The 24,224-nt window shown below is 42.7% G+C and carries 23 protein-coding genes; 7 read left to right on the forward strand and 16 right to left on the reverse strand.

Annotation, left to right across the window (positions count from 1 at the left end):
* Positions 1 to 13 precede the first annotated feature (13 nt).
* Positions 14 to 1,090, reverse strand: coding sequence for a glutamyl aminopeptidase (pepA, locus tag IGJ17_RS11880; protein ID WP_034872382.1), 1,077 nt, complete (start codon positions 1,088 to 1,090; stop codon positions 14 to 16).
* Between the two features lie 292 nt (positions 1,091 to 1,382).
* Here pepA and IGJ17_RS11885 point away from each other — a divergent pair, with 292 nt between their 5' ends.
* On the forward strand, positions 1,383 to 1,727 hold the full coding sequence (locus tag IGJ17_RS11885; RefSeq protein ID WP_005234590.1) for a peptidase: 345 nt from the start codon (positions 1,383 to 1,385) through the stop codon (positions 1,725 to 1,727).
* Between the two features lie 60 nt (positions 1,728 to 1,787).
* Here the strand turns inward: IGJ17_RS11885 and IGJ17_RS11890 are convergent, their stop codons facing one another.
* The 3 genes from IGJ17_RS11890 to IGJ17_RS11900 all read right to left on the reverse strand — a co-directional run bounded on the left by IGJ17_RS11890 (position 1,788) and on the right by IGJ17_RS11900 (position 3,731).
* Positions 1,788 to 2,822 (reverse strand): hypothetical protein, encoded by a 1,035-nt coding sequence (locus tag IGJ17_RS11890; protein ID WP_086316422.1) that lies wholly within the window; start codon positions 2,820 to 2,822, stop codon positions 1,788 to 1,790.
* A gap of 77 nt (positions 2,823 to 2,899) precedes the next feature.
* Positions 2,900 to 3,301 (reverse strand): Ohr family peroxiredoxin, encoded by a 402-nt coding sequence (locus IGJ17_RS11895; RefSeq protein WP_005225423.1) that lies wholly within the window; start codon positions 3,299 to 3,301, stop codon positions 2,900 to 2,902.
* Between the two features lie 181 nt (positions 3,302 to 3,482).
* Positions 3,483 to 3,731: a GlsB/YeaQ/YmgE family stress response membrane protein gene (locus IGJ17_RS11900; protein WP_005225422.1), complete on the reverse strand. Its 249-nt coding sequence runs from the start codon at positions 3,729 to 3,731 to the stop codon at positions 3,483 to 3,485.
* A 425-nt stretch (positions 3,732 to 4,156) separates the two neighbouring features.
* Here IGJ17_RS11900 and IGJ17_RS11905 point away from each other — a divergent pair, with 425 nt between their 5' ends.
* Positions 4,157 to 4,378 carry a hypothetical protein gene (locus IGJ17_RS11905; RefSeq protein WP_237714956.1) on the forward strand — a complete coding sequence of 74 codons (222 nt, stop codon included), beginning with the start codon at positions 4,157 to 4,159 and terminating at the stop codon, positions 4,376 to 4,378.
* Between the two features lie 13 nt (positions 4,379 to 4,391).
* Positions 4,392 to 4,580 (forward strand): hypothetical protein, encoded by a 189-nt coding sequence (locus IGJ17_RS11910; protein WP_034872345.1) that lies wholly within the window; start codon positions 4,392 to 4,394, stop codon positions 4,578 to 4,580.
* A gap of 71 nt (positions 4,581 to 4,651) precedes the next feature.
* On the opposite strand, the gene IGJ17_RS11915 is transcribed toward IGJ17_RS11910, so the two are convergent.
* A complete protein-coding gene (locus IGJ17_RS11915) occupies positions 4,652 to 5,593 on the reverse strand; it encodes a magnesium transporter CorA family protein (RefSeq protein ID WP_429961434.1) in 942 nt (313 codons plus the stop codon).
* A 186-nt stretch (positions 5,594 to 5,779) separates the two neighbouring features.
* Here IGJ17_RS11915 and IGJ17_RS11920 point away from each other — a divergent pair, with 186 nt between their 5' ends.
* Both IGJ17_RS11920 and IGJ17_RS11925 read left to right on the forward strand, forming a co-directional pair.
* Entirely contained in the window at positions 5,780 to 6,607 is an 828-nt protein-coding gene (locus IGJ17_RS11920; RefSeq protein ID WP_034872349.1) for a manganese catalase family protein, read from the forward strand.
* A 128-nt stretch (positions 6,608 to 6,735) separates the two neighbouring features.
* Positions 6,736 to 7,575, forward strand: a complete 840-nt coding sequence (locus tag IGJ17_RS11925) for an aldo/keto reductase (RefSeq protein ID WP_016621425.1) — start codon at positions 6,736 to 6,738, stop codon at positions 7,573 to 7,575.
* Positions 7,576 to 7,625: 50 nt separating this feature from the next.
* Here the strand turns inward: IGJ17_RS11925 and IGJ17_RS11930 are convergent, their stop codons facing one another.
* The 4 genes from IGJ17_RS11930 to IGJ17_RS11945 form a co-directional block, all read right to left on the reverse strand.
* Positions 7,626 to 10,715: an alpha-mannosidase gene (locus tag IGJ17_RS11930; protein ID WP_429961435.1), complete on the reverse strand. Its 3,090-nt coding sequence runs from the start codon at positions 10,713 to 10,715 to the stop codon at positions 7,626 to 7,628.
* The gene (locus IGJ17_RS11935; protein ID WP_008379135.1) at positions 10,712 to 11,542 is read right to left on the reverse strand and encodes a carbohydrate ABC transporter permease; all 831 of its coding nucleotides are present in this window, start codon (positions 11,540 to 11,542) and stop codon (positions 10,712 to 10,714) included. The genes IGJ17_RS11930 and IGJ17_RS11935 overlap by 4 nt, the downstream gene beginning before the upstream one ends.
* Positions 11,543 to 11,551: 9 nt before the next feature.
* The gene (locus tag IGJ17_RS11940; RefSeq protein WP_008379138.1) at positions 11,552 to 12,445 is read right to left on the reverse strand and encodes a carbohydrate ABC transporter permease; all 894 of its coding nucleotides are present in this window, start codon (positions 12,443 to 12,445) and stop codon (positions 11,552 to 11,554) included.
* A gap of 85 nt (positions 12,446 to 12,530) precedes the next feature.
* Positions 12,531 to 13,901 (reverse strand): extracellular solute-binding protein, encoded by a 1,371-nt coding sequence (locus tag IGJ17_RS11945; RefSeq protein ID WP_086332595.1) that lies wholly within the window; start codon positions 13,899 to 13,901, stop codon positions 12,531 to 12,533.
* Positions 13,902 to 14,121: 220 nt separating this feature from the next.
* Here IGJ17_RS11945 and IGJ17_RS11950 point away from each other — a divergent pair, with 220 nt between their 5' ends.
* Positions 14,122 to 16,263 carry a helix-turn-helix transcriptional regulator gene (locus tag IGJ17_RS11950; RefSeq protein ID WP_301388620.1) on the forward strand — a complete coding sequence of 714 codons (2,142 nt, stop codon included), beginning with the start codon at positions 14,122 to 14,124 and terminating at the stop codon, positions 16,261 to 16,263.
* Positions 16,264 to 16,412: 149 nt separating this feature from the next.
* On the opposite strand, the gene IGJ17_RS11955 is transcribed toward IGJ17_RS11950, so the two are convergent.
* The 5 genes from IGJ17_RS11955 to IGJ17_RS11975 are packed head-to-tail and all read right to left on the reverse strand — an operon-like array spanning position 16,413 to position 20,763.
* The gene (locus IGJ17_RS11955; protein WP_005234557.1) at positions 16,413 to 17,150 is read right to left on the reverse strand and encodes an SIS domain-containing protein; all 738 of its coding nucleotides are present in this window, start codon (positions 17,148 to 17,150) and stop codon (positions 16,413 to 16,415) included.
* Positions 17,151 to 18,401 carry a PTS ascorbate transporter subunit IIC gene (locus IGJ17_RS11960; protein WP_005234555.1) on the reverse strand — a complete coding sequence of 417 codons (1,251 nt, stop codon included), beginning with the start codon at positions 18,399 to 18,401 and terminating at the stop codon, positions 17,151 to 17,153. It lies immediately after the preceding gene.
* 2 nt (positions 18,402 to 18,403) lie between these two features.
* Complete coding sequence (locus tag IGJ17_RS11965; protein ID WP_005225413.1) at positions 18,404 to 18,685, reverse strand: PTS sugar transporter subunit IIB; 282 nt, start codon at positions 18,683 to 18,685, stop codon at positions 18,404 to 18,406.
* Between the two features lie 12 nt (positions 18,686 to 18,697).
* Positions 18,698 to 19,126 (reverse strand): PTS sugar transporter subunit IIA, encoded by a 429-nt coding sequence (locus tag IGJ17_RS11970; RefSeq protein ID WP_081117417.1) that lies wholly within the window; start codon positions 19,124 to 19,126, stop codon positions 18,698 to 18,700.
* A complete protein-coding gene (locus IGJ17_RS11975; protein WP_008379149.1) occupies positions 19,123 to 20,763 on the reverse strand; it encodes a BglG family transcription antiterminator in 1,641 nt (546 codons plus the stop codon). Before IGJ17_RS11975 ends, IGJ17_RS11970 begins: the two co-directional genes overlap by 4 nt.
* A gap of 201 nt (positions 20,764 to 20,964) precedes the next feature.
* Here IGJ17_RS11975 and ypfJ point away from each other — a divergent pair, with 201 nt between their 5' ends.
* On the forward strand, positions 20,965 to 21,855 hold the full coding sequence (ypfJ, locus tag IGJ17_RS11980; RefSeq protein ID WP_008379150.1) for a KPN_02809 family neutral zinc metallopeptidase: 891 nt from the start codon (positions 20,965 to 20,967) through the stop codon (positions 21,853 to 21,855).
* Between the two features lie 284 nt (positions 21,856 to 22,139).
* On the opposite strand, the gene IGJ17_RS11985 is transcribed toward ypfJ, so the two are convergent.
* Together IGJ17_RS11985 and IGJ17_RS11990 are read right to left on the reverse strand one after the other, a co-directional pair.
* Positions 22,140 to 22,955, reverse strand: coding sequence for an ABC transporter permease subunit (locus IGJ17_RS11985; protein WP_244732254.1), 816 nt, complete (start codon positions 22,953 to 22,955; stop codon positions 22,140 to 22,142).
* Positions 22,952 to 23,836, reverse strand: a complete 885-nt coding sequence (locus IGJ17_RS11990; protein WP_429961436.1) for an ABC transporter ATP-binding protein — start codon at positions 23,834 to 23,836, stop codon at positions 22,952 to 22,954. Before IGJ17_RS11990 ends, IGJ17_RS11985 begins: the two co-directional genes overlap by 4 nt.
* Positions 23,837 to 24,224: the final 388 nt, after the last annotated feature.

The following is a 24,224-nucleotide window of genomic DNA, read 5'->3' on the forward strand; positions in this document are numbered from 1 at the left end:
CGTTCGTTCTCGCTTATTGTCCTGCTAAGATCGTATCAACGGTTGAACGATCCAATCCTTTCAAGACTTGAATCACCATTTCCCGTGCCGCTTCAAAATCAGCGATACTGAATAAGGTTTGGTGAGTATGGATGTACCGTCCAGGAACACCGATGACAGAACTTGGGATCCCTTCATTTGCCATGTGTGCTGCACCAGCATCGGTACCACCTTTTGAAACAAAGTATTGGTAAGGAATGTTGTTGCTTTCTGCTGTATCCAACAAGAATTCTTTCATCCGTGGCAACATGATCATGCCTGGATCATAGATTCGCATCAAAGTCCCGGCTCCTAGATGACCAAAGGTGCCATTTTTCGTGACTGTGTCATCCGCTGGCGAGCAATCTACTGCAAAGAACAAGTCTGGTTTGAATTTCGTCACAGACGGACGAGAACCCCGTAAGCCGACTTCTTCCTGAACGTTGGCACCAGCAATCAACGTATGGCCTAATGTTTCCTCTTTCAAGGCTTCAAGTGCTTCTAATACGACAGCACAGCCGTAACGGTTGTCCCAAGCTTTCGAGATGATGTTTTTCCCATTGGCTGTTTTGATGGTTTCCACTTGTGGGACGATCGTATCGCCAGGACGTACGCCAAAGCTTTCTGCTTCTTCTTTTGATTCAAACCCAGCATCAAACAAAATATCTGTCACTTCGACATTTTTTTGACCGCTGCTTCCTCGCAACAAATGTGGCGGTACTGAAGAAGAAACGCATGGGTAATCGCCCTTCGCTGTTTTCAATGTAAACCGTTGAGCAGAAACTACATAAGGGTTCCATCCACCTAAAGGAGTGACTTTGAATAAGCCGCGATCGGTGATCGTCGTCAATAAGAAACCAACTTCGTCCATGTGAGCAGCTAACATCACTCGTGGTGCATCTGCTTCTTGGTGGTGACGCAAACCGAAGATGCCGCCTAAGCCATCTTGTTGAATTTCATCTACCAATGGAGTCATCGCTTCACGCATATACGCTCGCACGTCGTGTTCAAACCCGCTGGTTCCTTGTAACTCCGTTAGTTCTTTGATACGTTGAAATGTTTTTTCTTCCATGATCATTCGAGAAACACGTATCAGTTGTTTGCTGCCCCAAAGAAACAAAGCTGCTTTTTTTGAAAAAGCAACGCTTGCTGTTGCTGTGTTTTCCAGCAATTTTCGGGTGAAACAACGGATGTGCTCTCTTCCTCCTTATTCCTACTGATATTCTTTATTATAGCGCAAATTTCTATTGTTGGTTATTTTTCTTATAGAATATTTCTAAACTATGGTAAACTATTGTTAAGAGAACCTGTGCTTTCACCGAGATCAAAACATTCGGGAAAACTTACTTTAGGAGGGACATTAGATGGAGAATGAGCATCCATTGCATTATTTTAAAAATGGACTGACCATCGGTTTAGGTCTTGGCTTTGCAGGAGGGATTTTTTCAACGATCTGGTTGAAGAAAAGGCAAGCCATGAATGCCGATGATGTCTTAGACAATATAAAAGCGGCGTTTATCAAAGAAGGACCGATCGAAGGTTCTTGGATCAATTTCGAAAAACAACCTTTGCGCAAATTTGCGATCACTTCCCAAGGATATACTGGCGGCATCACCCGCACCGAAGACGGACAGCTTGTCACCTATGAATTTTTGGCAGATGCTCATACCGGCACCGTCTTAGATATCCAACGAGCAATCGTGGAATAATTACTGCACTTACGACCAGCTTCTTAAGAGGCTGGTCTTTTTTCTTTTTAAGCAGTTATCTTACTGAAGTAAGGTCGCAAGGTCCAATACCACGACTTCATCGATGCTGCCGCCTTTTTGCCGATACGCCCATGCCCCACTTTCAAACAAGCAGTACAGCTGCCCTTTTTCTACCACGATCTGTTCAAGGTAATGGGGAAACTTGATGCGCCGCAACGCATGTTTGCGGGTCAGCACCGTTGCATCCTTTGAAAAGACCCATAACTCAGCCGACCCTGGTCCAAAGGAACGTGCCAGCAACAAGTATTCAGTGGTAAAGGCGACACTTTGGACTTTCGTGGTGGTGACCCTTCTCTTACGCGGCTTGATGCAAGGAGATGCTTTGCGACCGCTGTCTGAAAGAACAGGCAGCGGATAATTCGCCACCACGCCACCGTTTTTCAAGGCAAAGGTCCCTGAGACAAGTTCACCGCTATCGGCTGCCAAATAGGAGCTATGAGTGATGCCTGCCAATTCGATGACTTGCTGATAAGCGATCGGCTGACTGGTTGCCAAGGAATCATCTTCCAGCAGTGTCTGCAAAGAAACACACGCCACTCGTCCCATTCCTTTCCCAGTGATGGTTAGCCACAGCACTTGCGTTGCTCGATCAAAGACTAATCCGCCGACATGGGGGCGTTTTGGCAGAACCACCGTTTTCAGATGCCGTCCGCTCGTTCTTTCTATTATATAAAGCTGTGAGTGATGTTCCTGCTGCGAACAGTACGCAGAGAGGAACAAATAGTCCTCCGAAACGGCCAACCCTTGTGGAGTCATTGCCTGACACTGATCCGCATGCTTGTACAGCCTCGTTTCTGCTTTCGCCGTTGCCGTCGTTGCAACTGCGGCAGTAGCTTTTTTTAAACCGGGAACCAAAAGGACTGCTTCCCTTTTTACCCCGGCTGCCAGCCACGCTTTCCGCACGCTGGGATAACGCTTCAGCTGAGCTGCCAGTGCTTGATTGTGGCGCGCATGTCGGTGCTTTTTCAGCCAGTACACCACAAAAAGGCCAACCACAAACACGCCCAAAAGCAGCAAGATCTCTGTTTGTCTCATTGATTGGCCTCCTTGATAAATTCCCTCTTGTCGGCTGATTCATCAGCCGCTTATTGTTTGTCTAGCTGCAATAATGCTTAGACTACTTGTACTTCGACATCAATGTTGCCACGAGTTGCCCGAGAATACGGACAAAAATCATGGGCTTCTTCTGCGATTTTCTCTGCCTCGGCTTTTTCAACGCCTGGTAACGACACTTCTAAAATCACGCCGATTTGGTAACTGCCGTCCTCGTGCTGATACAAAGACACTCTTGCTTTAACTTCGGATTCGGATTCGATGTTATGCTCTTTCAGCATATGCTGTACGGCACCGTTGAAACAAGAAGCATAGCCAGCGGCAAATAATTGTTCTGGGTTTGTGCCCTCACTGTGAAGACCCGGTTTGTCGATTTTCAGGTGAAAACTGCCATTTGGTGCTTCGACCTCTCCGACACGTCCGCCTCGATTGATCATCGCTGTTTCATATTGCTTTTTCATTGAACCTCTTCCTTTCTTTTTTTGACCTACTTCAAGTGTAACGACAATTTCCCGATATGACAAAAGGATTGCTTATGCTTCCTTAAAAACAAAAAAGGCAAACCCAGAAAATCTGGATTTGCCTGTCTATTCGAGGTAATTACTACCCGAAATAAATGAATGGAAACAATTGCTGAATGGACTAGCCGTTTGAACGTCCTAAGAAGAATGAAACAACAGCAACTACAATAACCGCACCAATAATTGATGGGACGATTGCCATTCCAGCAAGTGATGGACCCCAAGAACCTAAGATTGCTTGTCCAATAGCTGAACCTACTAAACCTGCAACGATGTTGGCGATCCAACCCATTGATCCACCTTTATTTGTGATAGCTCCGGCGATCAAACCGATAATAGCTCCTACGATTAATACCCATAACCAATGCATATTTTTCTCCTTCTTTCTTTTAAGTAGTTATTACACATATTATGTTACGCTTAATCCCCGTTTTAGACAAAAGATTTGCACTCAATTTGCAAAAAAAAAATTCAAACCTTGTTATATTAACGTTTATCAGTACTTCTTAATTATCGTTGTAAGAGCTTTAATTCGTTTTTTTTAGTATTGGTGCATTTTTTGAAATCGTTTTATTTTTTATTTTGCATCTTCTTCGCTAAACTGAGGGAGAGCCGCTCTCATTTTGTCAGATAATTGGCACTTTTTACTCCTCAGTGCGTTTTAGGACAGCTATCTTTTCAGCACTTCAGCTATTTTTCATTAGGGGACGTTTCGATCGTTGCCGATTGGAAATATCTTCGCAGATTCCCATGTTTGCTTCCAGAGCTCCTAGCGAAGGCGGTACTTATTTGAAAATGACGGGAAAATACACAGAAAAAAACGGTGTGACTGTAGAAGTTCCTGATTTGCCTTACGCGGATTTATTGAGGATTCTAGTCAGTGCCGACTGCAGCTATGCGCTTACAAAATACGATGCCATTTTTTTCTTCCTCTATCATCGCCATCACCATGCTGCCGATTGCCCGACCAATCATTATGACACTGGAGATCTTCTCCTTCCAGTAGCGATGGAATGATTATATCTGGCCCTTGATCGTCTTGAATAATCCGAAAAAATACACCTTGCAAGTGGCGAACCGCAGCTTGGTGGGCGCGGAAAATATCCATTGGACGATTTTGATTGCTGCCTCGGTAATTTCTGTTTTGCCTTTGCTGCTGGTCTTTCTCGCCTTTCAGCGCTGGACTCTCGACAGCAATTTGGACAGCGGGTTAAAATAAAAAAATGCCAACTGCTTCGTCGCACCATTCTCCTTTTATGGATGAACGGTGCCACAGAGCAGCGGCGCTTTTTATTTTGAAAAGTCTTTCCGTGACAAGTAAATGGCGGTTAATATCCCAACTAAAATAGCCAAACCAAAGACAATGATCGTACCGATGGCATTGTCTTTTCCTGGCAGTCCCCCAGTGTTGATCCCCCATAGCCCCGCGATCAAGGACGGCACAGCCACCACCAATGCCGCAGAATCTAAGTATTTCATCAGATGGTTTAGATTGTTGTCCATCATATCGGAGAACAAGCCACCAATGGTTTCTAACAAGTCGCGATAGATAGTGACCATTTTCATGGCAAACTTCTGTCGTAGCTTAATGTCATAAACGAGTGCTTCATTATCCAAACGATCCAAAAATTCTTTGCGATCCATCAAACGATCGACGGTATGGTTCTGATCCCGTAAGGTGTGATCCAGATAGACCATGTCTCGTTCGGTATCGGCTAAATTAAACAATTCGTTGTTTTCCGTCGTTTTACGAGCTGCTTCATCTAGTGCATCGATCTGTTTCTTCATTTCCTGCAGACCTTTGATGTAATGGGTGTAGATCATCAGCGTCGAGTAGGCAACAATATCTTCATACCGTTGAATATCTTGCTCATGCTTTTCAATCAGGCGTTTAATCAGTGTAGATTGATGAGAGACATAAGTGATTAAAAGATCTTTGGTATAAATAAACGTCACCGGTTCTAAACGATCTTCGATGCGGTCTTGTGTCACTTCTGACAAATCGATCAAGGTATAAAGAATCGGATGATTTAACTTAGTGTTACGTAAGTATTCCAAACGTGAGACTTCTTCCGGTTCGTTGGCGCCAATAAAAATATCTTCGGGCAGTTGATACTTATCTAACAAGTGGCGTTGTTCCTCTGGATCTGTCCCAGAAACCACCAGCCAATTGTAATCTTCCCCCGAGGATTCCCTTATTTTTCGGTCGCCCATTTTGTAATACTGAAACATGGTGACTCGCTCCTTTTCTAATTCTCTCTTAATTTAACTATCTAACGCTTCTCGCTTTTTGTCAAAGTAAATGGCTTTTCTTTTTGGAGCTTTTTTCATTTTGAACTAAGTGCATTTTATTAGACGAACCTTTCGATTCATGAGAAACTTTTTATGGGCCCAATAAAAAATTTTAGGAGGAATAGTATGTTTCGTCATCAAAAAGAACTACAGTTTGAAGCTAAACCAGAAAAACCAAATCCGTTAGTTGCGAAATACCTTCAAGAATTAATCGGTGGACAATATGGAGAGATGAGTGTTGCCATGCAATACTTATTCCAAGGATGGAGCTGCCGTGGGGAAGAAAAATACAAAGACATGTTGATGGATATCGCTACTGAAGAGCTTGGACACGTTGAAATGTTAGCAACGATGGTTGCACGTCTGCTGGAAGGTGCACCTGTGGAAGATCAGGAAGCTGCCATGAAAAAAGACCCAACGATCGGTGCGATCATTTCCGGAATGAACCCGCAACATGCCATCGTTGCCGGCTTAGGACCACGTCCTGCTGATAGCGTCGGCAATCCATGGTCAGGTGCGTATATCATTGCTAGTGGCAACTTGCTTGCTGATTTCCGTGCCAACTTAAATGCAGAATCACAAGGACGTCTGCAAGTAGCACGCATCTATGAAATGATCGATGACCGTGGGGTCAAAGACTTACTTTCGGTCTTATTAGCGCGTGATAGCTACCACCAAAATCTTTGGGCAGCTGCCGTGAAAGAATTGGAAGAAAATGAAGGCTCGATTTTAGTGCCGACTACCTTTGACCGCAAAAACGAACGCTTAGATATCGCTTATGATTTCTATAACTTCTCAGAAGGCGACCAAAGTAAAGAAGGCTCTTGGGCGAAAGGCAAAGCCCTTGATGGTGAAGGCGAATACCAATGGCTAGACGAACCAAAGATCGAAGGAAAAGCGCCAAAACTCGATCAAGTCACACCAAAAATGTATGGCACACCGCCTGAAAAATAATTTAATCAAAAAGAGCAATTGTTTCTGAAACAGAAACCGTTGCTCTTTTTTCTTTGTTTGAGCAAGTTGGTTACGTTCCTGGCAAAAAAGCGTTAGAGTAGAATGTAAAGAAAAGGAGGAATCATTTTATGAAAGCACCTTTACTGACATTAAACGACGGCAATTTACGCCCCGCCGTGGGCATCGGTACCTATCAGATCCGCGGTGGCGAAGGGTTGAGCCAGCTGCAAGCAGCGATCGCTGACGGGTATCGATTGATCGATTCTTCAACCAATTATGACAATGAAGGCATTGTCGGCAAAGCGATCCGTCGCTCTGGTATCCCACGTTCAGAATTTTATATCACCTCAAAATTACCGGGAAAATACCATGGCTATGATGATGCCTTAACCAGCATTCAAGAATCCCTTGCTCGCATGGGACTCGACTACTTCGATGCCTTTTTGATCCACTGGCCATTACCAAAACGCGGCAAATATGTCGAAGCTTGGCAAGCCTTAGTGACCGCCCAGAAATTAGGTTTGATCCGTTCCATCGGCGTTTCCAATTTCGAGCCAGAACATTTGGATGCCATCATTGAAGCAACTGGTGTGACCCCTGCGCTAAATCAAATTGAGATCCATCCTTACTGGGTCCAAGAACGAATGGTTACAGAGAACAAAAAACGCGGCATCGTAACGGAAGCTTGGAGCCCATTAGGCCGCGGCAGCGATGCCCTGAAAGAACCACTGATCACTGAATTAGCTGAGAAATACCAAAAATCAGCTGGTCAAATCATCTTGCGCTGGCATGTGGAACGTGGCATTTTGCCCCTACCTAAATCAAGAAACCTCGCCCATCAACGAGAAAATCTTGCGATCTTCGACTTTGAACTGACTGAAGATGAAATCAATCAAATCAATCAGTTAAACAAAGCAGACGGCCGCATCGATGGTCAAGACCCAAATGAGTATGAAGAATTTGAATAAACACAACCAGCAGATTCTCCGCTATAAATGGAGAATCTGCTGGTTTTAGTTTATCTCAACTCAAAATGAAATGTTTTTATTTCGAAGGGTGACAAGGTAAATGAGACTTCATCTTTCCACTGCTCATTATTTAAAGGTATCTCCATTAAATCTGTTTCTTGCCAAAAACTGCTTGGCAACTGCAATGTAACCTTTCTAGTTCCTCCCGTGTGATCATGTAAGCGTAAAATCCACCCTTTGCCGGTTTCTGCTTGCTTGATGGCGTCGATGGTAACTGAGGTTTCACAGTCTATTTGCAACGGAAGCAACCAAGAATGTTCTCCGTTAATAACCGTTAATGGCGAGTTGAGGGACCATGCTTCTTCCATTGTTCCCCCATCGATGGCATCGTGCTCGTGGGCATAAAAACTGTAAGTAAATTTGTGATCGCCATCGTCAGCCAGTGGATCAGGATAGATAGCGCCTTTAAGCAAGGTCAAGCTTAATTGATTTTCCTTAACAGCATAACCATATTTACAGTCATTCAATAAACTTACCCCACAATATTTTTCTGAAAGATCTGCCCATTGGTGGCCTACTGTTTCAAACTGAGCCAATTGCCAACTGGTATTAGCATGGGTAGCTCGTTTTACATTTCCGTACTGAATATCAAATACTGCTTCAGTTGATCGAATTGCTGCATCAAAGTTTACCTTCAACAGTTGTTGGCGTTCATGCCATGACACGTTTGTTAAAAAATCGATTCGTTGTGTATGAGCATAGACCCGCATTTCCTGATGTATCTGCGAATTACCAAACGTATACTCAAATACTACGGAAGCGTAAAGCGCATTATTTGAGCGTAATCGTATTTGATCGGCTTGAAGCACTGTTGCTTTTTCTTGATAAAAACTATCGATATCCCATGCATCGTAATTTAAAGGTTTGTCTTCAAATAGCTGAAAAACATTCCCTTTTCCTTCCAACATTTCTCTACCTAGTTTCTTATCAAAAATGCTGATCAAATTTCCCGATGTTTCCCATAAAATTCGCAAACGATCGGTCTCAAGCGCTCCCTCTGTGAACTCAGCGAGCGGTTTGATGTCTTTATTTTCTGCTATCGGTTGAAACTCTATCATCACCTGACTCATTGGCGGAACATTTGTCACAAGAACAGACTGTTTTTCTCCATCAAAATAAGCCGGAAGTTCTTTTCCTTGTGAATCAATAAAGCGACCTTCTTGTAAAAGTGGAAGTTCAATCAGTTCATTCCTTGACCAGCTAGCTGTATTGTTGACTGTATACTTTTGATTAGCAGGTCCATCTAATTGTTCAAATAACTGTTGAATGGTCTGAGTCACGACGGCAAACTCTGCTCTATGGTCTTGATAAACTTCTTTGATCGAAGAACCAGGAATAATATCGTGGAATTGATTACGAAGAACCATCTCCCATGTTTCAAAAAGCGGATCCTTAGGATACTCGTCTTTTTTGCTGGCTGCTAAACATGTATAGAGAATCTCAAGTTCCCGTAGAGCAATTTCAGCTTTTCGATTCATTTTTTTGACAAACGCTTGCGAGGTATAGGTTCCTCGATGATATTCCAAGTACAATTCGCCATCCCAACGAGAGACCAGCGGCTTATTTTGTTCTACTGTCTGATGCAGTCGTTCAAAAAAGGCTTTCGCTTTTCCTGTTTTGACTTGCGGCAATCCTGGAATCTGGTCAAGGCGTCGTCGATTTTCCAGCATCTCTCTAGTGACACCGCCTCCGCCGTCCCCATGACCGTAAGACAGCAGAAATTCTTGATTCAAACGCTTGTCTTGATATCCGTCGTAAATTCCTTGAACGGTCTCCGGAGAAAGCGTTCCATTGTAGGTATAAAACCATTCTTCTGCCCATTCATCCGTTTTACCATCAACTGGCGTGGTGATAAAATGCGTCAAAATATCTGTCCCATCGATTCCCCGCCAATAAAAGGTATCATGAGGCATCCGGTTATATTGATTCCAGCTGATTTTGGTCGTCATAAACGTCTCAATACCGGATTTTTTCAAGATTTGGGGCAGTGCCCATGAATAACCGAACACATCCGGAAGCCACAAGAAATGCATTTCTTTGTCAAATTCTTCCTTCACAAATTTTTTCCCATGGAGTATCTGACGGACCAATGATTCGCCTGACGGTATATTGCAATCGGCTTCCAGCCACATGGCTCCGTCCACTTCCCAACGGCCTTCTTTGATCCTCTTTTTGATTTTCTCATAAAGTGCTGGATAGCTTTCTTTGACATATTTGTATAGCTGAGGTTGGGTTTGTAAGAAAATATATTCTGGGTATTGTTCCATCAAACGTAAAACCGTTGAAAAACTGCGGACAGCTTTTTCCCCTGTATGCTTCAGCCGCCACAACCAAGCAACATCGATATGTGTATGGCCGATAGCCGTCACAGTGATCTCCGAAAGTTTAGGTATTTTTTGCAGTTCTTGATTTAAATAATGATCAGCTTCCTCAACGCTATGGTAAAAAGAGATAGATCCGGGTACCTGCCACTGAATCAAACGAAAGGCATCATCTAAAAGACTCAACAGCTTGTATCGTATCGGTTCATTTTCCGGTAACCCATCGATAGTTTTCGCCATCATATCAGCGAGAAAGAAACAGTCATCAGCAGCTAAGTGTCGTTTTGCCAAACAAGCTTGCCGAAACTCATGCCGTTGAATGACTTCAGACCCACCGCCTTCCAAGCCCGACCATAGTTTTAAATCAAGTCGGATGGTTTTCCCTCGGTAATGATCCGCCAGAAAAATCTCTGTATGATTCGAATCGACACCCTGATAAGGTTCACCATCGATCAACAGCAAGGACTCAAAGCCTGAATTATAGCCACCACCTGTACGACCAAAATCGATCAGTAACCATAAGTCTTCCTCCTCTGGAACTGTCAATTCATGATGAGCCCAAATATAACGGTCTCTCCCTTGCCAGAAATCGCTAACTGAAAGTGTAAAGTCCCACTCTTCTGGTGGGTGTTTTTCCGTTTTTGACTTATCTTCTTTTGCCGACCACATTGTAAGGTCTTGTACTTTTTGAAAACGATACGCTTTTAGTTCAGCGATTCGTTTCGTTAATTTTTTTGTCGTATGAAATGGATCTTTCATCCTTTCGTCGCTCCTCCCATGCTAAATCCTTTAGACATATACGTTTGTGACAAAGCATATAAAATGACGACTGGTAAGGTATATAGCACCGAAAAAGCGGCTAAACGGCCATAATTGACCATACCAAAGTTGCCGAAAAACTGAAAGATCGAGACTGATGCCGGCATTTTTTCGGGTGACTGAATCAAAATATAAGGAACAAAGAAGTTGCCCCAGCTTCCAGTAAAAGTAAAAATACCAACCGTACAAATACCTGGAACCATCAGCGGCGCTACGACTTTTCGCACCCCTTGCCATGTTGAAGCCCCATCGACCCAAGCGGACTCTTCTAAGTCGATTGGTACCGAATCCATAAAGTTCTTCATCATCCAAATCCCATAAGGCAGTGAGGACGCCGTCAAGAAGAACGTCACCGCCAGTAACGAATCTTGAAACTTCAAAAAGATAAACAGTTGATAGACCGGCACGATGACAGCAGTCATCGGTAATGAGGTCATGAACAGCACCGCCATCAAAAAACTTTTTTTATATCTTAGCTGATACCTCGACAAGGGATATGCTGCCAAAACACATAAGACAACAACTAAAATCGATTGACAGCCGGACAAAAGCAAGCCGATTCCGAATGACCGAATGATAGTTTGATCAGAAAGGATCGAAGCAAAATTTTCAAATGATACTGCTTCAGGTAATTTCAAAGTTTGAATAGCGCCCGGATCAATAGAGGCGATCAGCATCCACAACAATGGGAGCAAAAACAATAAGGCTAATACTGCCAAAAGCAGATAATGAATCATGGTCTCCAATTTTTCACTGCGTTTTACCATTTTTTTCACCTACACTTTCACTTTCAGCATTTTCATATAAATCAAGCTTGCGGCAGCACCAATCAGTAGCAAGACCAGCGAAATCGCTGTTCCGTATCCTAGCTGATAGCTCACAAAAGCTTGTTTGTACATGAAGACCGGCAGGGTTGCAGTCTGATTGCCGGGACCACCACCAGTCATAGTATAAATCAACGTAAAGACACCCAATGTCTGCAAAGTGACGAGCATCAAATTCGTTGCAATGGTACCTTTGACCATCGGTATCGTAATTTTTCGAATCACTTGCCAGCGGCTGGCGCCATCCATAACTGCAGCTTCCTCTACTTCCTTAGGGATCTCATCTAAAGCGGATTGAAACACCATCATTGAAAAAGCGGTTCCTCGCCAAATATTGGCAACCACAACGCTTATCATAGGAAAAGCAAACAGCCAAGCAACCGGCTCAAATCCCATCAGTCCCATCAACCAATTAGCTGTTCCGCTATCTCCTAAAAAAGCGACCCAGCAAAAGGAAACAACGACTTCCGGCGTAACCCATGCAGCAATGATGATCAGACCAACGACTCGCCGAAAGGCTCGATTTTTCTCCCGCATCATAAATGCAATCAAAAAACCTAAGAAACATTGACCGATCACTGCAGAAAAAATGACAAAAATCAAGGTTCGTACGACACTAGTTTGAAAAGCCGGATCATTGAACATGCGCACAAAATTTTCAAAGCCGATGAACCGCAATTGACTTGCTTCAGCACCGGTCAGAGCCAAGTTCGTGAAGGAAAAGATAAAAGTTAAGATAACTGGACCAACAAAAAATATCAGCAGCAAGAGCCAACTGGGAAATAAAAAAATCAACGCTTTTTTACTATTGGACATTTGCTGCTCTCGTTTTAGCGAATTTTCCATTCTTTTCTCCTTTCTTTTTTTAAAGAGAAGAAACGTTAGCCTCCATTCGGATTGTTTGCTGCAATTCCTTCTCTTTATTAATGATTTAGTTAACGGCATCGTCTCCAACGATCCTTGTTACATTGGCGGCATAATCACTAGCTGCTTCTTCCGGTGTCTTGCTGCCAGTGGCAACTGCTTCAACCATTGTTTGGATTTCTACTGAAACATTAGGATATTTGTCATCTGCCGGACGGAAATGAGCATATTGTAAGAAAGAGGTTGCTTGCTCAATAAAAGGTTGCTCCTTATATTCAGCTATTTCTGCTGAATCGTCTCGGACGGTTAAATTCCCTTCAGCGATTGCTCGTGCAGCTTGCTGTTCTTTTCCACCGAGTGCTTGAACTACTCGCCATGAAGCTTCTTTATTTTGTGCTTTTTCAGGAATGGCCCATGTCCAACCTCCGGACATGGTCGTAAATGGCGGTTCACCACCATTTTGTGTAGGCATGGCTGCAAAACCAAAGCGTTCTGTCATATTCTCAACAGGAGTTGCCCCATTTTCGGCCCAGTTACCGGCACTCCAAAAACCATCTAGAAGCATACCAACTTCGTCATTAGGAAATTTATCTTGGAACATCACAGATCCGTAATTGCTGTTGATCGCAACGGATAATGATGGTCCTAATTGTTTTTGGTTATACACTTCATCAATGAAAGCCAATGAATCAATGATTCCTTGTGTATTTACTTGCCATTTACGCGTTTCACTATCAAATAATGTATCTTGAGTACCATATAAGAGCATCTGGAAAGTCTGCATGGAAACCGACTCACCATTGGCTTTAGCCACACCTAATCCTAAGGGGATCACATTCTCATCGGAAGCTTTGATTGCTTCAGCTGCCTCAATGATCTCCCTCCAAGTTGTTGGCTGCCATTCTTCAGGCAGACCGGCTTTCTTAAAGACATTTTTGTTGTACCAAATCCCGCGAGAATCAGAAGTTCCTGGAATGGCATACGTACTACCATCTTCAGCAATAACACCAGCTTTTAAGTTTTCTGTATATTTATCCCATTGATCCCAGTCAGCAACATATTCATCAAGATTGGTTAAGTAACCGGCATTTGCATCAGAATTCAACATAAACGAATCCTCTGCCACTACATCGGGTGCTGTGCTCTCCGATTGCATAGAAAGAGCAACTTTTGAAAAATAGTCTCCCTCACTTGCGGTAATCGGAGAAAGTACGATTTTAATGTCCTCATTTTCTTTCTCAAATTGTGGAATAAATGTTTCTTCCAAATATTGGGTCATTTTATCGTTTTCCCCGGTATTGCGCCAAGTAACCTTTATCTCGGTTTTCCCCTCTGCCCCGTCCCCATTTGACGAGCCGTCGCTGTTCCCACAAGCAGCTAAAACCATTGGTAGTGTCAGTAGAGACAGTAATGATACAGCTTTTCTTTTCATCGACATAATCGTTCCTCCTAAATTTTTTCATTTTCTCTTGCTTAAAGTAAGCGCTTTAAATATAGCCTGTTTAGCCATTGTTGAATATCATTATTATTCGTTGAAATATACACTTTTTACTCTTAATATCAAGTTTTGTAGACAACTACAAATAATGATGATTTGACTCAAGCTAATTTATCTCTATAATCAATGTAAACGTTACCAAAAAAAGAAAGGAGCACTTATGAAATCAAAAACATATCGAAAAATATTCTTAACCTTTTTAACGGTAATCATTGCATATACTATTTTTATTATGGTGATTGTCATCAATAATGAAGTTAATCAGCGGAAAACTGAACAAACTACCCAAAGTATTATGACGCTAGAAAACAGTGCTTTTCGCATTGATCAGCAACTTCGATTTGCCCTCAATTCAATGAAATCTTTAGCAACAAAAGAAAGTATTATACTGTTTTCCCAAAGTACTGAATCTGATTATGCGCTGTTTTCAGCGATGTATGATGAAATTCGTGAAAACTATTTATTAATGAATCAGTTTGAATACTCTATCGGAATCTTGAATCCAGAAAATCATATCATCGTAAGTTCTGACGGCTATTTTGTTTACAATGATTTCTTTTCCTTCTTGAATATAGAAACAAAATCCGGGCTTCTTTCCGAAATGCTGGCAGATGCCAGCTTCAGTTCCTCCATCTTCGAAACCCTTGATCAACGGCTGATCATGCTTCATAAAGAGCAAGTAGAGAATCAGACCCTCTACTTCTTTGCCTACTGGAAAAAAAATGAACTACTGTCTCCAATGAATCAAGGACTACAAGTTATCGATCAACAATATCCTTCTAGTAAGACTAGTTCACCGATACTTACTGATTTTACACAAAATACCATTCAGCAAGAGACCCAATCAGATACTATCGTTTTTATAAAAAATTCAGAGGTGCTCCCTTTTGCCAATTATGAATTGACAACCGCGATTCAAAGCAGTTTTCCACTCTCTACAATTTCGTCCTTTCTCCTTCCATTAATGGTTTTGATCGTACTGGGTGCTTTGATCGTCATTTTCTTGAGTAAGCGGATGTACAAACCTTATCTAGAAATATTAGATGAAATCAAAAAGAGTAATGTTGATATTTTAACAGTTGATGATATCAACTTAGCTTTGCACCAGATAATCGAGTCGTCTAGTTCGATCAACCAGCTCCAATCCCCTGTCTCAGAAGAAGTAAAGGAACTATTCTTGAAGAATCTGCTTTACGGAAAATATACGTACAATATGAGCAAGAGTTTACTGCCCACTTTCCATCTTGAAGGCATAGAAAAACGTGGGAGTTTTGCTTTTCTGACCTTCTCAGGCGAGATGGCGGAAGAAGCCACTTTTAATGAAACAGAGATCATTCATGTGCGAAAACAGTTGATCAAGAAAAATCTTCATATCAAGTGTTATGATATCATCAGTTTTTCCGAAAAACACCTTGCCATTCTTTTTTATGATCAGGAATTTTCACAAATCATGAAAGAGATCGATCAATTGAAACTAACAATCGAAGACAGTTTGAACTTAAGAATGACTTACTTGCTATCAAAACCTTTTCATTCTCTTGAACATTTTATCGAAGTCTTTCATGAAACCTGTCAGTGGTCAGATGAATGCAATGGCGAAGATCAGTTCCATCAAATACCGGTTCCAACATCCAATGCTCTTCATAAAATCAATTATACCGTTGATGAGGAACAGTTATTGATCCAATATTTCAAAGTAGATGATTTTGTCCATGCCAGAGAATTATTGCAACAAATCGTGGAGATCAATATTTCCAGCAACCATTCCCTAGGCTTCCTTCAGGAATTTTCAACCGCTCTGATCTTAACAATAAAACGAATTGCTGTGATCAAAGAGATTTCCTATCCTGAATTCTACAATCAAAATAAGAAACAATTTCTTTATTTAAGAAAAGGTTTTTCAGATCCCGATGTGAAAAAAACGATTTTTTCCCTTTTTGACACACTGATCACTCAGATCGAAACCATGGAAAAAAATAATGGATCCAAAATAGATGAAATCATTCAATATATTAATAGCAACTATTGCAGCGACCTCAGTTTAACAGATATTGCCCAGCAGTTTCATCTAAGTGAAGCCTATTTAAGCCGGTTGATTAAAGAACGACTGTCCATGTCCTTCAAACCATACGTCAATCAACTACGTGTCGAAAAAGCCAAACGTCTGATGAGCGAACAAGAAAGTTCAATCAATGAAATTGCTAGTAAAGTCGGCTTTAAAAATACCAATTCCTTTATTCGGGTATTCAAACAATTTGAAGGGTCGACACCTGGTACTTATCGTACCAATAAAATTCATTAAGCTCTAAAATTCTAATACAAAAAAAACGATCTGAACGAGATTTGACCACTACATTTACGAATTGATTCCCCCAAGAAAATTCGTTCTATTAGTAGTTTTCAAATTTTTCGTTCTGATCGTTCTAATAAAAAGATAAGTTACTTATACAGTCACAGCTGATAATGGATCGCTTCTTGGTACTTTTCAAACAGGGACTGGTTCAATTCATCCCCGCCGTCTAGGTTCGCTGAGTAAAAAATCGGCGGATAGTCGACACCGGCTTCTTTTAGTTTTTGGCAAACTTCAACGATAATCGCATTTAAGATCGTTGCGCCGACTACGGTGGATGTAGGTCCGACTTTTTGTTCTACGTCTGGAATCGTACACGCAGCATCGCCAATCTCCCCATGATTGTCGATGACGATATCCGCCGTTTCAAACAAACGCAAGCCTGATGTATGACGGCTGCTGACTGTTTTCGAATAGGTAAGGTTCGTTAATGCGATGATCTTGACCCCTTTTTCTTTGGCATGAAGCGCCATATCGATGATAACTGGATTTCGCCCAGACACCGAATGCAAGATCAGCACATCGCCTGCTGTAAAGGGCTGGGTCGCCGCCAAGGCACTACCGTAGCCTTCTAAGCGCTCCATTTTACTAGTGAAGGTGATTGGGCTGCGATCAAGCATCAGTTCTCTTCCAAAGATCGCGTTGATCGTCATCATGCCGCCTGCTCGATAATACATCTCTTCGGCTAAGATCCCAGCGTGACTAGCGCCAAAAATGTAGATGGCTTTTTTGGTCAAGTTGGCTTGCGTCAGCAATTCAATGGCTTGCTCAATCGCTGGTGCTTCTTTTTCTTCTACAATAGACAATAGTTCTTTTGCTTTTTCAAAGTATTGAAACATTTAAAACCCTCCAAACAGCTTGCCGATCAATTCACCAAGGATGCCCCATAGAGATAAATCGTTCCCACCGAAAATCAAGATCCAGTTTTGAATCGTCGTTGAGAATAACGCTGCAGAGATCCCAACGAGTGCTACCATAACGACAGAAGCTGTGATCGTACCAATAATGGCCCCTCGCAAGCCCCCTTGTCCTTCACCGATCACCGCAGCACCGCCACATTCAAAGAAGCTGGTGATGACTAAAGGAACGATCAAAATGCCAAAGACGTTGGTGGTATTGGCAATCACCACTAAAATCGTTGAGGTGATCATCGCCACGATAAAGCCGATGATTACAGCATTTGGACGGTAGTTGAACAAGATTGGCACATCAAAAGCTGGTTTTGCTCCAGGAACGACTTTTTCTGCGATCCCTTGAAAGGCGGGAATGATTTGGTTGATCAATAGACGTACCCCATACAACATGATCAATAATCCTGCACCGAAGTTCAAGCCAGCATCAACCGCAAACATCACCAAGTTGCCCCCTTCAGGAACTAATACGGGCGCAATCAGACCGATAACGATATTCATCAAAAACATCACTAACGCGCCAGTAATCGATATTTCACGGAAAAACGATAGATTTTCTGGCACTTTCAAATCTTCCGTTGATTTTTCTTTGTTTCCGACCCGTTTTGCAACAAAGCCTGAAACCAATGACAAGATCCCCGTTGGATGACCGATCAAGAATGAATCATCGCCTGTGGCATCCCACACATATTTACGCATGATCCATGGCATGAAGGACCAGTAACAAGCAGATAGAACCGCCCCTAAGATCAACAGTGGAATTCCGGTAAGTCCGCCTTCAACGCCCCCAGCGACGATGACGAATGGGAACCACCACAACATGTGACCGGTGAGGAAAATCGTCTTCACAGGTGTAAAGCGAGCAATCAATAAATGAATGATCAGGCCGAAAAACATCGCTAAACCAACTGTTCCTCCGTATTCTGCCGTAAAGGTGATGTCAGAGAGTCCATCTGACACAGCAACGCCTAATTGGGTTTGAACCGCAGCATTGATCGGTGCGATCGTTCCCACCAACATGTTTACCCCAGCCGTCAATGCCACCATCCCGAAGGAAGCTGTTAAGGTTCCTTTGACGACTTCTGCGAAGGGCTTTCTTTGTACCAATAACCCAATCATGGCAATGATCCCCAGTAGGACTGGCGGATTTTTTAAAATATAATCCGTGACAAAATTCATGATTATCCCTCTCTTTCAGCTAAAAATTTTTCCATTTGCTGTTTGACTTCTTCTTTATCCATATACTTTTTGATTGGATAAACGGGTGCTTTCACGGATGCTTTTAACTCATTCAATAATTCATTACTCGTAAAATAAACATCTGCTGGTGTCGCTTTTGCCGTTGATAAATCAGTATTCTCGGCAGTTGCCGTCAACCCTAACTCTTTGATCACCTTATCGATCGTCATCTTCAATACCATTGAGCTTCCTACACCAAATCCACATACTGCTAAAATTTTCATATCCTTTTCCTCCTATTGGAATAATTGACAAATTTGTTCCCGATCGCCGTTTAATATCACGTTGTATTTTTCTTCATCCATAAAGATCGCCATGATCTCTTTCAAGCTTTCTAGATGGCTTTCACTATCTGCGGCGGCTAAGACAAGAAATATCCGCACCGGTTTGCCCTCAAGATCGATGGGCTGTTTCGTTACTAAAAGGCTCATACTTTGCTCCAAAACCCCTTCTCCAGGACGGGCATGCATCAGCGCAAAGTAATCCGCCAACACCATGTAAGGACCATTTTCTTCCACGCTTTGAATCATCGCTTCGATGTATTCTGACGTGATCAGCGCTTCATCCAGCAAGGGCTGACTGGCTAATTTTACGGCTGAGCGCCAATCTGCCACTGTCTCATCCGTCTGTATATGCTTCTCAGGCAAATAATCCTTCACTTTCATTCTGATTTAACCTCCAACATTTTTGATAGGAACCATTCTTTGTTTTCGATTCCTTGCATGATCAATTTCATCATTGGTTCCACCTTTTGCGTCTCATCCTCTCGGATCATCAATAAAATAATGATGTCCGCTTTTTGGTTGCCCCATTCTACTGGCTGATCCAAAAGCAGGATCGAGATCGCTGTTTTTTCGACATAATTCGGATTGCCATGAGGGATGGCAAAGCCATTATCTAAATAGGTTGATTGTAGCTGCTCTCTTTCAATGACGGATTGCTGAAACTGCGCTTTTCGTTTTTCATCACTAAAAGGGGTTTGTTCGATCAAAAAATTGATGGCTTCTGTTTTACTGGCAAATCGCTCGAAAAAGACGGTTGGCTGGATCATCGATTGGGCTTGAAGAAGTAAACCATTTTGATCGACCACCGCCTCATTATCGATGACTAAATCGATGTAGTGATTCATGATCCGCTTCATGTCGCGATTGGTCACCATAGGCGAGATCCGCACCACAGGTTTTTGAATCCCTACGAGATCGATGGTTGAAATAATAAAATCGATCGCCGAAATGTCCATCTGCTTTAATTTTTCTACTGAAACGGTTTCGATACTGTCGATCTCAGGTAGAATGCGACGGATTTTCGCAGAGACAAATGAGCTAGTGCCGACGCCATTGGGACAGACAAAAATGATTTTGTTCATGCGGCGCATTCGTTCGATTGCTGCTTGAAAATGGATTGTGACAAATCCGATCTCATCATCAGAGATCCCCACTTGATACGCTTTCAAGAAATCATGAAGCGAGAACCAGACCACGCCATACAAGGCAGGATAGTTTTGTTTGATTTCTTCTAACAAAGGGTTGATGACTGTGGTTTGCGCTTCGATCCGCAGCAGTAGTTGATACAGATGGATCGTCACATCTTCTTCCAAACGATTGTCTTGGGTCAAGTCGGTGCCTAAGCCTTCGCTGATCTTTTGAATCAAGTTACGCACTTTTCCCCGAAAGACGAAAGGAACTTTTTCACTTTTCATAAAAAATTTCAAGCCGCTACCGACAATCAGGTAGGTTAGATATTGCACTTCTTTTGGTGAAAATTGATAAATGTGTTGTTCTTCGATTTCTTTCAGTAGCTCATAGACTAACGGATATTTGTCGAACTCCAAAAACAGCTTCCCCACTTGGCGGTTTTCTTCAATCACTAAGTTTTCCGCATGACTCGCCCGCTCGATCAGCAGCACGATGGAAAGGACGATACTTTGAATATAGCTGTCGGGCATTTCTACTTGTTTTTCCACTAACGCTCGACGAAAGGCCTGATTTACTTCCTGGTATTTCTCAGGTTCCACCAACAAGGAAAACGCCGCTGGTTGATCCAGCATCATTAAGCAAAAGCGTTTGAGCACTCGATGGATCTGGGATTCACTTCCTTCAAAAAATGTACCTGAATTATCAAATCTCAGACGTAAGCTTTCTTTTTGAAACAGCTCTTTTAAATAAGAAATATCTTTGGCAATACTGCTGCGGGAAACGAAATAATCCTCTGCTAACTGCTGATAGCTGAGGTGCTCGCCAGCAATCAACCGTTTAAAAATCAAAATCCTTCGTTCCGATGTCCCCGAATAATTCATTTTCATACGCTCACCCTCTACATCTATTTTATTGCTACTGTACCAAATTAGAAGGCTAATTGTTAGATTAAAGAATGATTAAAAGGAGTGTACACTTTGATTTTTAAGGCTCCTGAAGGCATTTTATAACAATTTCAAGGCGCTTTTTTTCACAATCTGCCGCCTTTCTCTTATAATTAAGCTAGGATTTATATAGGAGGAGATAACATGAAATGGCGTGGGGGTAGACAAAGCAGCAATGTCGATGATCGAACGGGGCGATCATCTGGCTCAGGTGGGATGTTGGCTGCTGGTGGCGGGATCGGTACGGTGATCATCGCTGTTTTATTTTTCCTGTTTAGCGGTGGTGATTTAAATTCGCTGCCGGATGTCTTGGGTGGCAGCGGACAAGCAGCCAATTACCAGACAGAAAATGTGGGCACCAGTGAGTACACGGAAGAAAAAGAGTTTTCCGCAGTCGTGTTCGGCTATTTAGAAGATTACTGGCAAGACGTTTTTCAAGAGCGGCAAGAAACCTATCAAGACCCAACACTCGTATTATTTACGGGAAGTGTCCAGTCGGCATGCGGCTATGCCACGTCACAGGTTGGTCCGTTTTATTGCCCAGCAGATGAGAATGTGTACCTTGATCTGAGTTTTGCCAATGAGCTTTCTGATAAATATGGCGCAAGCGGCGACTTTGCAATGGCCTATGTCATCGCCCATGAAGTCGGTCATCATGTGCAAAATGAGCTGGGGATCACCCAACAATTGGACAAAATCCGCCAGCAAGTTTCAGAGAAGGAGTACAACCAGTACAGCGTTCGCTTGGAGTTGCAAGCTGACTACTTAGCTGGTACCTTTGCGAAATATTTGCAAGGCGAAACCTATCAAGGACAGCCGATTTTAGAAGCTGGCGATATTCAAGAAGCGATCACGGCTGCCAATGCCATCGGGGATGATACGCTGCAAAAAGAATACCAAGGCTATGTTGTTCCAGATAGTTTTACGCACGGCACATCGCAGCAGCGCGTGGACTGGTTTAACCGTGGCTATCATTATGGTGACTTAGCACATGGCGACACCTTCAATGTCGATAGCCTTGATTTGAGCAAGTAGCTTCAACTAAAAAATCACTCCGAAACAGCATGAACCGCCTGCTGCTTCGGAGTGATTTTAGGTTCTTGTTGTCCCTTCAAGCCTTTTGGTGAAGGGGTGCTTTACGCTTTCTTAACTTTCGCAATGATTTTTTCGCAAAAACGTGCCTGCTTCGTCATACTTTTTTCACATTTCGAGACTATTATATAAGCATACCAACAAACAACCCTAACACTTTTTCATTTTTACTCCTTTGCCTGTCAGTCCCCGCTGACAGGCTCTTTTTTGTCTTTTGATTGTTGTGCTCAGACCTGCAAGTCTTTGCGCTCGTAACGGTAAAAGGTGCCAAAGAAACACAATACACCGATCAGCAGTACCCATAGGACTGATGTGGCGCCGTTATCCATGAGTTGGACGGGTAATGCCATCCGCACAGGCGAAAGTCCTGCCAGCCATTCCAATTTATCGTAGAGTTCCCCCACGATGCCGAGCAAATACAGACCGAACACGCAGCCTAAGCCGACACTTGCGGTTTGTTTGCTGGAACGCAAGATCGTGGATAAAAAGAAACCTAGACAGAGGAAGAAGACTAAGACACCATACTCGGCAACGAAGATTTTGCTGATTTCTTCTATAAAAGAGGACAGGTCGTCTCCTGGTAGTTTGAATAGAGCAAACGAGGCCAGACTACTGCCATAGGCAATCAGCCAAAAGCCAGTCAGCAGCAACAATCGGGCGAGGAACTTCCACCCAACGATTTCTCTGCGGCTAATAGGCTGAGCATATAAATACTCGATCGTTCCTTCTGATTCTTCAGTGATCAGACTGTTCAAGCCTAAAAGCATCCCATAAATACACGCGGCGATAAATAAGTATTGAAAGTAGTACCCGAAAAAGCCTGTCGGTGAAACCAAGCTTGAGGGTCCTGTCAGTTGGATGTTAAAGATGCCTAGTAATTCTGGGCTGAAAGAGCCCAACATCTGGTCTAAGGACGTTTTCATTTCTGGCGTGATCATTTGAGGATAGATAGCCGTAAATGCAAAAATGATTGCTGCAAAAAGGATCGTCCAGACCAGCCAGCCTTTGAAGGTATTTTTAAGGTCGATTTTCATTAAAGTCATTTTCGAGAACCTCCTTCATAGAGCAGCATAAATTGCTGTTCAAGGGTTGGGTGTTCGATCGTGAACTCTTTAATGGCAGGATTGGTTAAAAAATGTGCCAGTTGATTCATGTCCCCTTGATAGAAAAAACGCAAGGTGTGTGATTCCTGAGCAAGAACTTGCACGTTTTCCAAGCCGGCTAATGAGAGGCTCCCCTCATTCGTGAGCGTTACAACTTTGCCGAAATTTTCTTCCTCACTCAGTTCTTTCACGGTGATGATCTGTCCTTCACGAATAAAGGCGGTCCGATGGGCATAGGTCTGAATTTCATGCAAATCATGGCTAGATAGAAAAATCGTCATCCCCTGTTTGTTTCTTCTAAGGAGCTCTTCAAACAGCCGTTTTTGAATCAAGGGATCTAAGCCATTGGTCGGTTCATCTAAAATCAACATTCTCGGTTGTGCAATCAAGGCGCTCGCAAGCCCGACTTTTTTCTTGTTGCCCAAAGAAAGTTCTGCGATCGATTTGTTTGGATCAATTTGAAAAAGCTCCATCAAAATCTGAATCTCTTTTTTTGGCTGCTTGACTTGATGAAAATCTGCCGTAAATGCCAGCAATTCTGCTGTCGTCATTTTTGAATAAAACCGTACATCACTGGAAACATATCCAGTAAACGTTTTGATTTCTTTGGCTGCTTGTTGGCAATCTCGTCCAAAAATCGCCGCATGCCCTGCATCCGGTTTAATAAAATTCAACAATACTTTGATGGTCGTTGATTTTCCCGCACCATTTGGTCCGATAAAGCCAAAAATCTCTCCTTCTGCCACTTGCAATGATACATTCTCGATGGCGTACTTCTTGTTGTATTGTTTGCTTAATCCGTTGATCGTAATGGCATCCATCCTGTCCCCTCCTTGTACTGCTTTGATGCCATCAGTGTAGCCTTATTTCGTGTTTCCGTCAATCAAAGATCTAAAAGGGTTCCGCTGGAATGTTTTACGAAAATCATCAAAAGATTGACACACTTCTATTACTTTCTCTTCCGATATTTTTCACATTTTCCCGCTATTATCAATACATACCAACAAACAACCCTAACACTTTTTCATTTTTACTCCTATCCCGCCAGTCCCCGCTGGCGGGCTCCTTTTTTTTATCGGCAAAAAAACGCAGACCTAGCAGCAACTGGCTTTAGCAAATGTAGCACTCGCTAAAGTCAATTGACTGACTGTCCTGCGTTTTTTGTCTCGATCATTTATGGGACCGGATGAATCAGAGTTGATTCATCCG

The organism is Enterococcus sp. DIV1096b, from assembly GCF_050498765.1.
Classification (GTDB): domain Bacteria; phylum Bacillota; class Bacilli; order Lactobacillales; family Enterococcaceae; genus Enterococcus_D; species Enterococcus_D entomosocium.

Coding starts and splice junctions, on each gene's coding strand:
- IGJ17_RS11930 (WP_429961435.1), bottom strand. CDS start 10,715: ATGAAAGATCCATTTCATACGACAAAAAAATTAACGAAACGAATCGCT.
- IGJ17_RS11945 (WP_086332595.1), bottom strand. CDS start 13,901: ATGTCGATGAAAAGAAAAGCTGTATCATTACTGTCTCTACTGACACTA.
- IGJ17_RS11915 (WP_429961434.1), bottom strand. CDS start 5,593: ATGTTTCAGTATTACAAAATGGGCGACCGAAAAATAAGGGAATCCTCG.
- IGJ17_RS11895 (WP_005225423.1), bottom strand. CDS start 3,301: ATGAAAAAGCAATATGAAACAGCGATGATCAATCGAGGCGGACGTGTC.
- IGJ17_RS11965 (WP_005225413.1), bottom strand. CDS start 18,685: ATGAAAATTTTAGCAGTATGTGGATTTGGTGTAGGAAGCTCAATGGTA.
- IGJ17_RS11890 (WP_086316422.1), bottom strand. CDS start 2,822: ATGAGACAAACAGAGATCTTGCTGCTTTTGGGCGTGTTTGTGGTTGGC.
- IGJ17_RS11985 (WP_244732254.1), bottom strand. CDS start 22,955: ATGACTTTAATGAAAATCGACCTTAAAAATACCTTCAAAGGCTGGCTG.
- IGJ17_RS11925 (WP_016621425.1), top strand. CDS start 6,736: ATGAAAGCACCTTTACTGACATTAAACGACGGCAATTTACGCCCCGCC.
- IGJ17_RS11900 (WP_005225422.1), bottom strand. CDS start 3,731: ATGCATTGGTTATGGGTATTAATCGTAGGAGCTATTATCGGTTTGATC.
- IGJ17_RS11905 (WP_237714956.1), top strand. CDS start 4,157: ATGACGGGAAAATACACAGAAAAAAACGGTGTGACTGTAGAAGTTCCT.
- IGJ17_RS11940 (WP_008379138.1), bottom strand. CDS start 12,445: ATGGAAAATTCGCTAAAACGAGAGCAGCAAATGTCCAATAGTAAAAAA.
- pepA (WP_034872382.1), bottom strand. CDS start 1,090: ATGGAAGAAAAAACATTTCAACGTATCAAAGAACTAACGGAGTTACAA.
- IGJ17_RS11950 (WP_301388620.1), top strand. CDS start 14,122: ATGAAATCAAAAACATATCGAAAAATATTCTTAACCTTTTTAACGGTA.
- IGJ17_RS11990 (WP_429961436.1), bottom strand. CDS start 23,836: ATGGATGCCATTACGATCAACGGATTAAGCAAACAATACAACAAGAAG.
- IGJ17_RS11920 (WP_034872349.1), top strand. CDS start 5,780: ATGTTTCGTCATCAAAAAGAACTACAGTTTGAAGCTAAACCAGAAAAA.
- IGJ17_RS11955 (WP_005234557.1), bottom strand. CDS start 17,150: ATGTTTCAATACTTTGAAAAAGCAAAAGAACTATTGTCTATTGTAGAA.
- ypfJ (WP_008379150.1), top strand. CDS start 20,965: ATGAAATGGCGTGGGGGTAGACAAAGCAGCAATGTCGATGATCGAACG.
- IGJ17_RS11935 (WP_008379135.1), bottom strand. CDS start 11,542: ATGGTAAAACGCAGTGAAAAATTGGAGACCATGATTCATTATCTGCTT.
- IGJ17_RS11970 (WP_081117417.1), bottom strand. CDS start 19,126: ATGAAAGTGAAGGATTATTTGCCTGAGAAGCATATACAGACGGATGAG.
- IGJ17_RS11960 (WP_005234555.1), bottom strand. CDS start 18,401: ATGAATTTTGTCACGGATTATATTTTAAAAAATCCGCCAGTCCTACTG.
- IGJ17_RS11885 (WP_005234590.1), top strand. CDS start 1,383: ATGGAGAATGAGCATCCATTGCATTATTTTAAAAATGGACTGACCATC.
- IGJ17_RS11975 (WP_008379149.1), bottom strand. CDS start 20,763: ATGAAAATGAATTATTCGGGGACATCGGAACGAAGGATTTTGATTTTT.